The 12,316-nt window shown below is 65.9% G+C and carries 14 protein-coding genes; 6 read left to right on the forward strand and 8 right to left on the reverse strand.

Translation table 11 applies throughout. From position 1 onward, the window contains the following. Positions 1 to 59: 59 nt before the first annotated feature. Positions 60 to 506, forward strand: coding sequence for an SRPBCC family protein (locus ACVN9Z_RS26330; RefSeq protein WP_020928567.1), 447 nt, complete (start codon positions 60 to 62; stop codon positions 504 to 506). 6 nt (positions 507 to 512) lie between these two features. Here ACVN9Z_RS26330 and ACVN9Z_RS26335 read toward each other — a convergent pair whose 3' ends face one another. The 3 genes from ACVN9Z_RS26335 to ACVN9Z_RS26345 form a co-directional block, all read right to left on the reverse strand. Beyond that, complete coding sequence (locus ACVN9Z_RS26335; protein WP_024069627.1) at positions 513 to 1,460, reverse strand: Dyp-type peroxidase; 948 nt, start codon at positions 1,458 to 1,460, stop codon at positions 513 to 515. Between the two features lie 108 nt (positions 1,461 to 1,568). Further along, on the reverse strand, positions 1,569 to 2,378 hold the full coding sequence (locus tag ACVN9Z_RS26340) for a DinB family protein (RefSeq protein ID WP_024069628.1): 810 nt from the start codon (positions 2,376 to 2,378) through the stop codon (positions 1,569 to 1,571). Between the two features lie 171 nt (positions 2,379 to 2,549). Then, on the reverse strand, positions 2,550 to 4,199 hold the full coding sequence (locus tag ACVN9Z_RS26345) for a hypothetical protein (protein WP_054444410.1): 1,650 nt from the start codon (positions 4,197 to 4,199) through the stop codon (positions 2,550 to 2,552). A 126-nt stretch (positions 4,200 to 4,325) separates the two neighbouring features. On the opposite strand from ACVN9Z_RS26345, the gene ACVN9Z_RS26350 reads away from it, so the two are divergent. Continuing rightward, on the forward strand, positions 4,326 to 4,946 hold the full coding sequence (locus ACVN9Z_RS26350) for a hypothetical protein (RefSeq protein WP_458212818.1): 621 nt from the start codon (positions 4,326 to 4,328) through the stop codon (positions 4,944 to 4,946). 145 nt (positions 4,947 to 5,091) lie between these two features. Further along, entirely contained in the window at positions 5,092 to 5,379 is a 288-nt protein-coding gene (locus tag ACVN9Z_RS26355) for a hypothetical protein (protein ID WP_054444409.1), read from the forward strand. Between the two features lie 44 nt (positions 5,380 to 5,423). Here ACVN9Z_RS26355 and ACVN9Z_RS26360 read toward each other — a convergent pair whose 3' ends face one another. Further along, positions 5,424 to 6,326, reverse strand: coding sequence for a LysR family transcriptional regulator (locus ACVN9Z_RS26360; RefSeq protein WP_035199863.1), 903 nt, complete (start codon positions 6,324 to 6,326; stop codon positions 5,424 to 5,426). Positions 6,327 to 6,509: 183 nt separating this feature from the next. On the opposite strand from ACVN9Z_RS26360, the gene ACVN9Z_RS26365 reads away from it, so the two are divergent. Next, on the forward strand, positions 6,510 to 7,898 hold the full coding sequence (locus tag ACVN9Z_RS26365) for an MFS transporter (RefSeq protein ID WP_223203206.1): 1,389 nt from the start codon (positions 6,510 to 6,512) through the stop codon (positions 7,896 to 7,898). Positions 7,899 to 7,973: 75 nt separating this feature from the next. Here ACVN9Z_RS26365 and ACVN9Z_RS26370 read toward each other — a convergent pair whose 3' ends face one another. After that, on the reverse strand, positions 7,974 to 8,948 hold the full coding sequence (locus ACVN9Z_RS26370; protein ID WP_006385396.1) for a GlxA family transcriptional regulator: 975 nt from the start codon (positions 8,946 to 8,948) through the stop codon (positions 7,974 to 7,976). Between the two features lie 168 nt (positions 8,949 to 9,116). Between ACVN9Z_RS26370 and ACVN9Z_RS26375 the strand changes: the two genes are divergently transcribed. Then, positions 9,117 to 9,488: a DUF1428 domain-containing protein gene (locus ACVN9Z_RS26375; protein ID WP_006385397.1), complete on the forward strand. Its 372-nt coding sequence runs from the start codon at positions 9,117 to 9,119 to the stop codon at positions 9,486 to 9,488. A gap of 125 nt (positions 9,489 to 9,613) precedes the next feature. Beyond that, complete coding sequence (locus ACVN9Z_RS26380; RefSeq protein WP_006385398.1) at positions 9,614 to 10,117, forward strand: VOC family protein; 504 nt, start codon at positions 9,614 to 9,616, stop codon at positions 10,115 to 10,117. Positions 10,118 to 10,164: 47 nt separating this feature from the next. Here the strand turns inward: ACVN9Z_RS26380 and ACVN9Z_RS26385 are convergent, their stop codons facing one another. From ACVN9Z_RS26385 to ACVN9Z_RS26395, 3 genes are all read right to left on the reverse strand, one after another. Next, positions 10,165 to 10,677, reverse strand: a complete 513-nt coding sequence (locus tag ACVN9Z_RS26385; protein WP_054447714.1) for a DUF1993 domain-containing protein — start codon at positions 10,675 to 10,677, stop codon at positions 10,165 to 10,167. Between the two features lie 154 nt (positions 10,678 to 10,831). Further along, positions 10,832 to 11,899 (reverse strand): extracellular catalytic domain type 1 short-chain-length polyhydroxyalkanoate depolymerase, encoded by a 1,068-nt coding sequence (locus ACVN9Z_RS26390; protein ID WP_458212819.1) that lies wholly within the window; start codon positions 11,897 to 11,899, stop codon positions 10,832 to 10,834. Between the two features lie 20 nt (positions 11,900 to 11,919). Then, positions 11,920 to 12,102: a hypothetical protein gene (locus ACVN9Z_RS26395; RefSeq protein WP_241047907.1), complete on the reverse strand. Its 183-nt coding sequence runs from the start codon at positions 12,100 to 12,102 to the stop codon at positions 11,920 to 11,922. Positions 12,103 to 12,316 lie beyond the last annotated feature (214 nt).

Genomic DNA, 12,316 nt, shown 5'->3' on the forward strand with positions numbered 1-12,316 from the left:
CCGCCCCAAGCTCATACGTCGTCCCGATACGCACCACTTCCTTCAAAGGCGGATTCATCATGACGACTGGCACTGTTACCCTGCATCGCGTCCTGCGCGCATCACCCGACACCGTTTACCGCGCCTTCCTCGAGCCGGACGCGGTCGTGCGCTGGCTGCCCCCGTATGGCTTCACCTGCGAGGTCTTCGAGCTTGATGCCAAGGTCGGCGGCAGGCACCGCATGGCGTTCCGCAATTTCGGCACCGGCCACGCCCACGGCTTCGGCGGCGAATACCTGGAACTGGTGCCGGGCGAGAAGATCCGCTACACCGACGAGTTCGACGACCCGAATCTGCCGGGCCGCATGCAGACCACGATCACCTTGCGCAAGGTGTCCTGCGGCACGGAGATGACCGTGGTGCAGGAGAACATCCCCGCGGTGATCCCGACGGAGATGTGCTACCTGGGCTGGCAGGAATCGCTGGCCCAGCTGATGCGGCTGGTCGAGCCGCAGATCCCCGACTGAGGCCGATCAGCCTGCGCGTTCGGCCAGCTCGTCCAGCAGCTCGGCCGACGGCACGAAGAACAGGCTGCCGGTGACGGCGCGGCTGTAGTCGAGCAGGCGGTCGTAGTTGCCGGCAGGACGGCCCACGAACATGTTCTCGAGCATCTGTTCGATCGGCTTGGGCGAACGCGCGTAGCCGATGAAATAGGTGCCGAATTCGCCGGCGCCGGCGCGGCCGAACGGCATGTTGTCGCGCAGGATCTTGATCTCCTGGCCATCTTCTTCCAGCGTGGTCAGGGCGCTGTGCGAGTACGACGGCTTGACGTCGTCGGGCAGCTCGACGTTGGTGAGCTTGCGGCGGCCGATGATGAGTTCCTGCTGTTCGGTGGACAGCTTTTCCCAGGCGCTCATGTCGTGCAGATACTTCTGCACCAGCACGTAGCTGCCGCCGGCGAAGGCTTCGTCCTCGTCGCCGATCAGGGTGTAGCCGGGCAGTTCGAACCCCTGCGGGTTCTCGGTGCCGTCGACGAAGCCGATGATGGCGCGCCGGTCGAAGTAGCGGAAGCCGTGCACTTCATCGACCACCGTGGCCGCCGAGCCCAGCGCGGCCACCAGCAAGGTGGCCAGCTCGAAACAGGCGTCCATGGCTTCGGCGCGGATGTGCAGCAGGATGTCGCCCGGCGTCGACACGGCGACGCGCTCGCCCGTGCCGATCTCGCGGAACGGATGCAGGCCGGCGGGCCGCGGCGCGCCGAACAGCGCGTCCCAGGCGGCCGAGCCGAAGCCACAGACACAGGACAGGTCGGCGGCCACCGCGCGCGTGCCGACGGTGCGCACCAGGTTGCCGACGTCTTCACACCAGGCGCGCACGGCGGCGGCGTTGTCGGCGCCGGGGTTCAGCGTGGCGACGATGAAGATCGCGTAGCGGGCGTTGGGGCTGAGGACGGCTTGCGGTTCTACGGGTTTTTCAGGCATGGGATTCGATGGGGCCGGCGGCGGCCCGCGAGAAAGAAAAGGGGCGCTGGCAATATAGCCGATGCGGTCGCGGACCCGCGGCACGGGCGTGGCGGCGGGCGCCGCGGCTCATGCGGCGCCGCGTTCGCCACGAGCGGTCGGCGGGGCCAGTTCGGCGAGCAGTTCTTCCAGTTCCTGGCAATGGGTGCGGTCGTGCTCGAGCAGCTCGCGCACGATCTGTTCGAGCGTCATGCGGTGCAGGCCGTCGCGCAGGCCGCACCGCGCCAGCGCCGTCGCGTCCAGCTTGCGCAGCGAGGCGCACAACTGCGCCCGGCCGCGGCGGAACGAGGCCAGCGCGGCGTCCGGGTCCTGCTCCTGGTAATCGCGCTCGGCCGCCAGGGCGCTGCCGTCGACGGAATCGATGCGCGGCAGCGGCGCGGCGAGAATGGCCTCGATGCGCTGGACGAACACGGTATCCAGGCCGCGCAGGAGGCAGACGTGTTCGGTGGCCGAAAACCCGGTTCCGTCGGGCCGGCGGGTACGCCACGGCGCCGGCACGCGCGCCATCAGGCTGGCCACGGCGTCCGGCATGCGCGCCAGCCCGTCGATGACCCCGGCGAACGGCAGCGCCACGGGCCGCGGGCTGAACACCGCGCCATAGCTGAAGATCGCGCCCGCCACGCGGCCGCGCGCCTGCACCACCTCATGCCCATGGCGCCGCATCAGGTCGGCCACGAGCGCGCCGCAGAACTGCCGCGCGGTGGTGTCCGCCGCGACTTCGGGGAACATCGTTTCGACGTCGTCGCTGATGGCGGCGACGGCGGCCACGCCGACCCGCGACAGCGCCGCGTACTCGAGGTAGCGGCCGGGCTCGTCAATCAGGGCCTCGAGCTGCTGCCCGAGAGGGGTGGCGCGGAATCGGTCGAAACGGGAATGCATGGGCGGGGTGGCCGGTAACTGCGCAAAACGATACGTTACCAGCCGAGCACCGTCAACCGCGCGATGGCGGCATTCGACGCTGGAACAGGCAGGCCGGGCGCCGCAGCGGCCGTCGCAAAAGTTGGGGCCGCGACGGCCAATACCCCTGCGTCGCGTGGCGCGACGATGCCCTCAACAAGCCGGCAAATCTCCATGACCCCTGAGCTTCAAAACCAGCGCGTTTTTGTTTTGCTCAAATGTATAAATCGCCGCCAGTGGGATCGCCGTAATCATCATCCCAGACAAGATCCCGGACACTTGCGAATTAAATCTATTGAGCAACGGAACCGACGATATGCCTTGGCTGATCACTCGTTCAACATAAACACCCGCGACGGCGGATGCGGTCCCAAGCATGATTACCTGAAGCGCTGCGAGCTTGTCGGACTCGTTACTGGCCAACACACGGATGCAACGCACCACACTGAGGGTGCTTTCACGAATGATCGCGTAGACAAAAGCCGGCATCTTCACAATAAGTGAAATCAAAATCTGCGGTATCACGCTGAGCGCACCGGCCACACCCGCTTCCAGTCCCAGCGACTTGGCACGATCCCAGAGATTTCGCTCCTCAAACCGTTGATTCAACGCTGCCGATATCCGTTCTTTGCTCTGTGCCAGTTCGTTGAGCAGGCCGTCACCGGAGACGAGCTTCACTCGCTTCAGTTCATCCATGAATACATCAATGGTTTCGACGACTATCAGGCCGACGACCTGCTGAGCTGCCATGGTCGCGCCGGTCAATGCCACCGTAGTCGATATTTCCTTAACCGCTTGAATCTGGCCAGCCCGAATGGCCTCCTTGCTCTCCGCATACGCTGCGTCCACGGCCTTCTTATCGACGACGTGTTCCGTCTTGGAGCCTTTGATCGTAACGATCAACTTGCCATCATCGGTCGGATGCGGCCGACTGTTGTTGGCCAACCAGTCGTACATATCGTGGCCATTCTTTTGGCTATTGAGGCTGCGATGCATGTACTTCAAATTGCGCGGGTCATTGACGACGGCGCCAAACTGTTCGTCCGTCAGCCCAATCTTGAGCAGCGTGTTCTGGAAAATTTCCTGACGCGACGTGACATGATCGACCGTGACGGTGTTGGCCTTATCGCGAGCGAAAATGAGAGGTTCGTCCGGGTTGTAGCCGTTCTCGAAGACCGCGCCGTCCGGCGTACCGGCTTTGGGAGCCATTCCCCCATAATCTCCCATGTACTTCTGGCGGTCTTTGCGATAGAAGTCGTAGCTGTCGGTGAGCTTGTCGTACTTGGCCTGACTCTGCTGGTCGAGGATACCTCCCAGCATGAAGGCGGCGATCGCGCGGCGCGCAGCCTCTTTACGACATTGGTCGTAAATATCGTCGATCGAACTCACCGGGGTCGGTAATCTGCGGCGAATGTCATTGACCATTTCGAAGGTGGATTTGTCCACCTCGAAAGTAGTGCGAAAGTACTTATGCAGCTTGTCAATGGACCTTTTGGAAAAGCTGGATGCGGACTCCTTGGCTTCATCGAAATCGAATTCTCGTACAGAATCCGCCACTCTACTGCCCATATCCTTGGCATTGTTGACAAGCCCGCTTGCGGTGGCCAAGGATTTGCGCTTGGTCTCTTCATAGTCAACCGCCTTTACGGCACTCAAGGCGGCTCTCGAAACGTCCGCGGCTTTATCACCCAAAGCCCCCGCTGCATCTTTCAATGAGCTGGCGCCGTCCTCGATTTTTCCTTTTGCCGAATCAAGCACATTCTTCAAAGCGCTGACGCCGAACTGCTTTCCGAATAGGGCCATGCCTCACTCCTGTGATAACTTTTTTATCAGTTTACACATTATGAAACATATGCTGAAATCGAGCCATCGATCGGCCCGCACCAACACCGGAATCAGCATCCAGCCCCCGGATCACGAGAAGAAAACATGCCCTTCCAAGCACTTACGAAGAAAATGTTCACCGACTATACCGAGATACATGACGACATCAGGCTCAAGTCGGTCCTTGGTTTCGAAAATCTCTTCAGGCTGCACACTCCCGGCGCAAAAGCACCCGGGTATGAGTTCGTCGAAATAAGCTCGCCCGAGAGCCTCAATCATGTTCATCGCGGCAAAGGTCTCTACATGATCGCTTCAGACTTCGTTCCGAATCTGGACAGGCGCGACGAATGCAGTCTCAGGATCGAAGGACTTCCCGTCATTTACCGCGGCCAAGCCGACCTGGTACGTGAACGCGTCAAGAGTCATTTGGACAACACGAGATACGTCCAATTGAAGCGCGAGAAAAACCAGAGCCCCTGGACGCGATGCATCAAACTCGACAAAACGCGAGGAAACGGCGGGATTGATTTCGATGCCGTTCCATTTCAAGCCTTTCGCTGGGTCGTCCTGGTACTACCACTACCCAACAGCACAAGCGCCTTTCGCAACTGTGCCGAATGGGGCTTCGATGCAGTATTCGGCAAACCGCTCGCATCCAACGAACGCGCGTCAGGGCCAAGTCGGTCAGCCCTGGATGAGGCTCGCGTCCGATTTGCACCAAACTGATCCCACGGACAGATCTTCACACACGATCACAACTCCCAGGCATCCAAGCGCCCCCCTCCACCGCACAATGCTGACAACGATTGCCATGGCGTCAGCACGAATTGACGGACGGACCATGAATCGATACCCGCCTCCGGAGTCTCAAATGTCCTTCTTCCAACGCGTTGTCCCCCTCGCCGCCACGCTGCTGCTGAGCGCCACCGCCACCGCGGCAATGGCCGAACCGGTCGCCCCCGCCGCGCTCGGAACGGCCGCGACGCAAGGCCAGGCCCAACCGCGGGCCCCGGCCGCGCCGCAAGAACGCCTGCGCATCGGCCTGACCGAGAGCGACACCAAGCTGGTGCTGCCGTGGTTCGTGACGGAGCTGACCGACGTGGTCAACCAGGGCAAGCCGCTGAACGAGACCGGCAAGGCGCTGGTGAACGGATTCTGATCTTCTCTCAGCCAGGGCCGGGCGCCTCGCGCCCTGGCCCGGCGTCACAGATCATTCAAGGATTTCTCGCGCAGGTGCCGGGCGAGGAACTCCACCAGTGACCGCACCTTGCCCGCCATCAGCCGCTGGTGGGTCATCAACGCGAACACCGGCCGGGGCGGGGTTTCCGACGCCACCAGCAACGGCTGCAGGCGCCCCGCCGCGACGTGGTCCGCGATCGCCCAGGCGGGCGCATAGACGATGCCGGCGCCGGCCGCCGCGGCCGTGACGACGCCGTCCACGGTGTTCGAGCGCATGCGGGTGCGCACCCGCACGGTCACCGGCTTGCCCTTGTCGATCAGCGTCCACGCATCCTCCGTCGCCAGGTGGCTGTACACCAGGCCATCGTGTTGCGCCAGGTCCTGCAGGCTGTGAGGGATGCCGCGCCGCGCCAGGTAATCGGGCGAGGCGCTCAGCACCCAGCGGATGGACCCCAGGCGCCGGGCGACGAGACTGGAGCTGGGCTGTTCGCCGACCAGCACGGCCAGGTCGATGCCCTCCTCCAGCAGGTTGACGGGGCGGTCCAGCAAATGCAGGTCGAGCGCGACCTTGGGGTGCTGCATCAGGAACTTCGCCAGCAAGGGCTGCAGGTGCACCCGCCCATACAGCGTCGGCGCCGTGACGCGCAGCCGGCCCGAGGGCTCGGCGGCGTCGATCCGCATGCTGCTTTCCAGTTCGTCCATCTCGGCCAGCAGGCGCTTGGCCTCGGCGTAATAGCGCTGCCCCGCCTCGGTCAGGCGCAGGGCGCGGGTCGAGCGCACCAGCAAGCGGGTGCCCACGCGCTCCTCCAGCGCGCTGATGCGCCGGCTGACGGACGCCAATGAAATCCCGCTGACGCGCGAAGCGCCGCTGAGACTGCCCTGGTCCACGGCCGCCACCAGCAGCGCCATGCCTTCCGATCGGTTCACCCTGCCCTCGCTTTCGACGCGTTCCGCGGCGATCCTAAACGATTCCAGTATTTCATATCTGCAAGGCTGCTTTCCGGATTTTGCTATTCACCGCAAGAAGCGCGGCTTTCATACTGGGACCGTCTGTTCCACCTGCCACCGTCTTTTCCGCCTCCCGTTTTCTGTCTCCCCCTTCAGTCCGCGATGCCAGCTTCCCCCGCTTCCTCCCCCGCCCCCCTGACTCCCGCCGCGCGCCGCTACGCGATGCTGGCCGTGTCCCTGTCGATCTCGATGGCGACGCTCGATACCTCCATGACCAACACGGCGTTGCCGTCGATGGCGTCGCAGTTGGGCGTCGGCGCGGCCGACGTGATCGGCGTGGTCACCGTCTATCAGCTGGTCATGGTGGCGACGATGCTGCCGCTTGCCGCGCTGGCGGGCAAGATCGGGCACCGGCGGGTGTTCCTGCCGGCGCTGTGGCTGTTCCTGGCCGCCTCGGTCTGGTGCGGCGCGGCGCAGTCGCTGTGGTCGCTGGAAGCGGCGCGGGCAGCCCAGGGCCTGGCTGCCGCGGCGCTGATGGGCTGCAACATGGCGCTGGTGAGCGCCATCTATCGCAAGGAGGAACTGGGCCGCGGCATGGGCCTGAACGCGATGATCGCGGCGGCGTCGCTGGCCGGCGGGCCGGTGCTGGCGTCGGCGATGCTGACGGTGCTGAGTTGGCACTGGCTGTTCTATGTGAACGTGCCCTTCTGCCTGGTGGCGTTGATGCTGGCCGGCCGGCACCTGCCACGCTTGCCCGGCGATGGCAAGGCGCTCGACGCCGGCGCGGCCGTGTTGTGCGCGCTGGCGTTCGGGCTGGCCGTGCAGGGCCTGGAACGCGCGGCGCAACCGGACTGGGGCACCGCCCTGATCTGGGCATGCTGCGCGCTGAGCTGGGCACTGCTGCTGCGCCGCGAACGCCTGAGCGCGCACGCGATCGTGCCGCTGGACCTGCTGCGCCTGGCGCCCTTCTCGATGGCCGTGCTGGTGTGCGTGCTGGCCTTCGCGGCGCAGGGCGCGGCCATGGTGGCGCTGCCGTTCCTGCTGAACCAGACGCTCGGCCGCGGCATCGCCGAAGTCGGGATGCTGATCGCGCCCTGGCCGGTGATGGGGGCTTGCCTGGCGCCGTTCTCGGGCAAGTGGTCGGACCGCATGTCCGCCAGCCTGCTGGGCGCGGTCGGCCTGGCGCTGCTGGCCGCCGGCCTGCTGATCGTGAGCGGGCTGCCCGCTGGCGCGCCGATATGGGCGGTGATGCTGCCCATGGCGTTGTGCGGCACGGGGTTCGGGCTGTTCCTGTCGCCCAACCAGCGCTTCATCATGTTCAGCGTGCCGGCGCACCGCGCCAGCGTGGCCAGCGGCCTGTCCGGCCTGGCGCGGCTGCTGGGCCAGACCATGGGCGCGGCGTTCGTGGCGGCATGCTTTGCCTTCAATGCCCGCGGCGGCGCCACCTGGGCCTTGTGGGTGGCGGTGGCGTTCGCGCTGGCCGGTTGCCTGAGCAGCGCCCTGCTCGAACGCCTGGCGCGGCGGACCCGCCAGGCCCTGGCCGCCTCGTAGCGGCCAGGCCCAGGCCGGGCGCCGCGCGTTCCGGCGAACCGCGCGGCCTCCGGCTTGCGGCAACGCCGCCCGCCGTCATTGATAGCGTTCGCGGTAGCCCACCGGCGACATGCCGCAGTACTTGTTGAAGATGTCGCGAAAGGCCTTGGTGTCGTTGTAGCCGACCTCGTACATCACTTCGGCCACGCTTTTGCGCGAGCTTTCCAGGCGTTTCTTGGCGGCCTCGACCCGCACCCGCTGCACGTATTCGACGATGCTGTTGCCGGTGGCCTGGCGAAAGCGCCGCTCCAGCGTGCGGCGGCCCATGGCGTGGCGGTCGGCCAGGTCCTCGACGGTGATCTTCTCGGTGTAGCGGCTTTCGATGAAATCCTGCACCGCCCGCACCACCTGGTCGGCGTGCGACTTCTGGCCCATGAACACCGAGAACGGCAGCTGGCTCTGGCGGCTCCAGTCCAGCTGGAAGTACTTGGCGCACCAGATGGCGGTGTCGCGATCGGTGTATTTCTCGATCAGGTGCAGCACCAGGTGCGCCGCCGAGAAGGCGCCGCCGCTGGTGTAGATGCCGTTGCCGGACTGGACCACGCGGTCGCAGCTCCAGTCGACCGACGGAAACAGGTTGGCGTACAGATTGCGCGCGGCCCAATGCACCACCGCCTGCTGGCCGTCCAGCAGGCCCCCGGCGGCCAGCAAGGCCGCGCCCAGGCACAGGCTGGCCACTTCGCCGCCGCCGCGGTAGTGGCGGGACAACCACTCGATGAGATCGCGGTTCGACAGCACCGCGTCGGACACCGCGCCCAGCAATGGCGGCGCGATGCAGATGTCGATATCGCGGGCCTCGTCCAGCACCAGGTCGGCCTGCACGGTGATGCGGCCGTCGTCCAGGCTGACCTGGCGCGTGGCGGCCAGCGTGCGCACCGTGAAGCGTGCCGGCCGCCCCTGCGCGGCCAGGTATTCGTTGGCCACCAGAAAGCCGTGCCGGGCGGTTTCCAGCGAAGCGATATTGGCGCCGCTGGGCAGCAGGAACGCGATGTTTTTCATGCCGCCAAGCATACGCCTGCGGCCTGTCGCAATCCACCCTCAAGAATGTCGCAAACGCCTATCTGAAAGCGCCGCCGATCCCGATACAGTGACATCTGCCGGCATCGCTGCCGACATGGCCCGCGCGGACTGGCGGGTTCCGCGCCGGGCCCACAACAACACCAAATCAAGGAGCATCAGATGGAACAGTACATAGACGGTTACCTGTTGAGCGTCCCCAAGGCCAACCTCGAGGCCTACCGCAAGATGGCCGATCTGGCCGGCTCGATCTGGCTGGAGAACGGCGCGCTGGAATATCGCGAATGCGTGGCGGACGACATCGACGGCGAAGGCTTCGGCTCGTTCAGCGCCGCGGCCAGCGCGCGCGAAGGCGAGACGGTGGTGTTCTCGTGGATCGTGTTCACCAGCAAGGCCGAGCGCGACCGCATCAACGCCAAGGTCATGGCCGACCCGCGCCTGAACAGCGTGTCGTGCGAAGGCGTGTTCGACTTCAAACGCATGTGCTGGGGCGGATTCACCACGCTGGTCGGCAAATCGGCCCGCGCCCAGTAAAAAAAACCGGACGGCGTGTCGATCCCGGCGGCCTCCGTTCGTCGTAGGGCAAGGACGGGCAGGTTCGCGCGAGCGCGCCGCCCCTTCCACGAGCAACTTTCATCCAGGAATTTCGGAGACACATCATGGCGACCCCCGCAAAGCAGGCGATTCCCGACGGCATGCACACCCTGACCCCGCACATCGTGTGCGAAGGCGCCTCGGACGCGATCGCGTTCTATCGCAAGGCCTTCGACGCGCAGGAACTGGCGCGCCTGCCCGGTCCAGGCGGCAAGGTGATGCACGCGGCCATCCGCATCGGCGATTCGGTGGTGATGCTGATGGACGATTTTCCCGAGTGGGGCAGCCTGGGACCCAAGGCGCTCAAGGGCACGCCGGTGACCCTGCACCTGTACGTGGAAGACGTCGACGCGGCAATCAAGCAGGCGGTGGCGGCGGGCGCGCAGGTCACCATGCCGGCGGCCGACATGTTCTGGGGCGACCGCTACGGCCAGGTGGTGGACCCGTTCGGCCACCGCTGGTCCATCGCCACCCACAAGGAAGACCTGACGCCCGAGGAGATCCAGGCGAACATGGCCAAGATGGGCCCGATGGAAGGCTGCGGCGATCCGGCCCGCAAGCCGGGTTGAATGGCAATGCGCGGTCGGCGGCGCGCCGCCGGCGCGCGCGCCCGGCGTCAGGCCGGGTATGGACCCAGGTAGTCCAGCTTGCCGATCGGCACGCCGGCGTGGCGCAGGATGTCGTAGGCGGTAGTGACGTGGAAGTAGAAATTCGGCAGCGCGAACGTCAGCAAGTAGGCGTCGCCCTGGAATTCGGGCTTGAACTCGCCGAAGCTGAGCGTGATCCTGCGGTCTTCGGCGCCGTCGAGCTTGTCGGCCGGCACCGAACGCAGGTAGGCAATCGTGTCGGCGACGCGCTGCCGCAGCTGCTCGAAGGTGGTTTCCTCGTCCGGAAAGCGCGGCGACTCGACCTGCGACAGGCGCTGCACGGCGAACTTGGACGCGTCGCTGGCGCGTTGCACCTGGCCGGACAAGGGATACATGTCCGGCGCCAACCGGGCATTGACCAGCTCGGCGGGATCGATGCCATTGGCGGCCGCGTGCGCCGCGCCTTTTTCCAGCAATGTGGCCAGGACGCTCAGGCCGCGAATGAAGACAGGCACCGAGGCCTGGTAAATGGACAGGGACATGATGGGAAGTTCCGAATAGGCTTGCCTGGCCGGCGACCGGAACGGCGCCGGGGATCGCGGGCGTGCCGCGATGTTACCGCCGCGCCATGGCACGCGCGCGACGGGCGAGGCGACATGTCTGTTTCCGTTTCCTGAACAATGGCGCCAACAGGTCCTAGGAAGACACGAGCACGCGCCGCTGGCCCTGGAAGAAACGCCAGGCCAGCGCCGAGGCATCCGGCCCGCTGCGCGCGTGATAGCGCACCGAGGCATCGCCGCCGCTCCATCCATGCTCGACCCGCGTGATCTCGCACAACCGCAGCACCACCTTGCGGTCGCGCAGCAGGTCGACGCGGCGGTAGGCCTTTTCGGTCCCCAGGCCGAGCACGCGCTCGACGGTGGGCTCGTCCGGCGCCAGGCCATTGACCGCGCGGAACTGCTCGAACAACTGCCGGGCGTTGCGCGGCGCCACCGCCGGATCCATCTGCCCGTGCAGGATCATGGTCGGCATGCCCAACTGGAACAGCGCCGGGTCGGCCACGGCCTGCACCAGCGGCAGCAGCGGCCTGAGCGTGCCGCGGCGCATCGTGTGCAGCCCCGCCGTGGCGCTGTGCGCGTCTCCCACCACCGGCCCGGAATGCATGGCCAGCGCGGCGATCAGCGCGGGATGGCGCAGCGCCACCAGCGCCGCCATGCCGGCGCCCGCCGACAGGCCGGCGATGTAGACACGTTGCGGATCCAGGCCATGGCGCGCCACCTCGGCCCGGATCAAGGCGGCGATCAGGTCGGCCTCGGCGCCGCCATGCAGGGCATCAGGCTGGAACCAGCGCCAGCAGCGCTGCACCTGGCGCGTCATCGACTGCTGCGGATACAGCACCATGAAGCCGCCCGCGTCGGCCCATTGATTCATGCGCGAGCCGCGCGCGAACGCCAGCGCGGTCTGGCGGCAACCATGCAGCATCACCACCAGCGGCATGCCCTGGCGCGGCGCGGCCGGCGGGGTATAGCGGGCGAACGTGAGGCGCCGCCCATGGGCGTCGGAAAACTGCCGCGAGGCCTCCCAGCGGCCACCGCCCAGGTTGGCTGCCGCGGGGCTGGCCGCGCTGGAACGGACCACGGCCTGGCGCGCCGGGGCGGACCGCTTGCGGGCGCGCCGGGGCGCGGCCATGCGCAAGGCCGCGCGCTGGATCTTGCTCAGCTTCTTTGCGGCATTGAAAAAGAGATGGGTCAGACTGCGCGCCATGGTTCGGGCTGGAAATCCCGTCAGAACCGGCCCGGCGGGACCGCCGCGCTGCCGGTCAACAGGTCCAGACAGGACACCAGCGCCACCGCGATCGTGATGAGGGAAAGTACCTTGAGGACTTTGCTGGTGCCAGGCTGGGTCAACATCGCGGTCATGCGCGTGATGATATACGCCCCAACCATCAGGCCGATTGCCGGAATCATAGAAGAGCCTCCCCTTGAAGAGTCTTGCGGGCCCGCCGGATGCGCTGCCCTCGATAACGCCATGCAGCAAAAGCGCCGCCTCTGCGGGCGGCTGATCGAGCGTGTGAAATGTATCACACAGTAACTTTCCATCGATGCTCCTGAGGCATGCCGGCGGCGATGCGGTTTGCAGAAAATCAAGCCATCCCCCCGCGCGCGGCGGTCCGGCTTGAGG

Source organism: Achromobacter sp. KK8 (assembly GCF_054188005.1).

What these genes read in the sequence shown, in the direction of transcription:
- ACVN9Z_RS26395 (WP_241047907.1), bottom strand. Translation starts at nt 12,102, where the DNA reads ATGATTCCGGCAATCGGCCTGATGGTTGGGGCGTATATCATCACGCGC.
- ACVN9Z_RS26385 (WP_054447714.1), bottom strand. Translation starts at nt 10,677, where the DNA reads ATGTCCCTGTCCATTTACCAGGCCTCGGTGCCTGTCTTCATTCGCGGC.
- ACVN9Z_RS26370 (WP_006385396.1), bottom strand. Translation starts at nt 8,948, where the DNA reads ATGCTTGGCGGCATGAAAAACATCGCGTTCCTGCTGCCCAGCGGCGCC.
- ACVN9Z_RS26340 (WP_024069628.1), bottom strand. Translation starts at nt 2,378, where the DNA reads ATGCATTCCCGTTTCGACCGATTCCGCGCCACCCCTCTCGGGCAGCAG.
- ACVN9Z_RS26345 (WP_054444410.1), bottom strand. Translation starts at nt 4,199, where the DNA reads ATGGCCCTATTCGGAAAGCAGTTCGGCGTCAGCGCTTTGAAGAATGTG.
- ACVN9Z_RS26335 (WP_024069627.1), bottom strand. Translation starts at nt 1,460, where the DNA reads ATGCCTGAAAAACCCGTAGAACCGCAAGCCGTCCTCAGCCCCAACGCC.
- ACVN9Z_RS26350 (WP_458212818.1), top strand. Translation starts at nt 4,326, where the DNA reads ATGCCCTTCCAAGCACTTACGAAGAAAATGTTCACCGACTATACCGAG.
- ACVN9Z_RS26380 (WP_006385398.1), top strand. Translation starts at nt 9,614, where the DNA reads ATGGCGACCCCCGCAAAGCAGGCGATTCCCGACGGCATGCACACCCTG.
- ACVN9Z_RS26375 (WP_006385397.1), top strand. Translation starts at nt 9,117, where the DNA reads ATGGAACAGTACATAGACGGTTACCTGTTGAGCGTCCCCAAGGCCAAC.
- ACVN9Z_RS26355 (WP_054444409.1), top strand. Translation starts at nt 5,092, where the DNA reads ATGTCCTTCTTCCAACGCGTTGTCCCCCTCGCCGCCACGCTGCTGCTG.
- ACVN9Z_RS26365 (WP_223203206.1), top strand. Translation starts at nt 6,510, where the DNA reads ATGCCAGCTTCCCCCGCTTCCTCCCCCGCCCCCCTGACTCCCGCCGCG.
- ACVN9Z_RS26330 (WP_020928567.1), top strand. Translation starts at nt 60, where the DNA reads ATGACGACTGGCACTGTTACCCTGCATCGCGTCCTGCGCGCATCACCC.
- ACVN9Z_RS26390 (WP_458212819.1), bottom strand. Translation starts at nt 11,899, where the DNA reads ATGGCGCGCAGTCTGACCCATCTCTTTTTCAATGCCGCAAAGAAGCTG.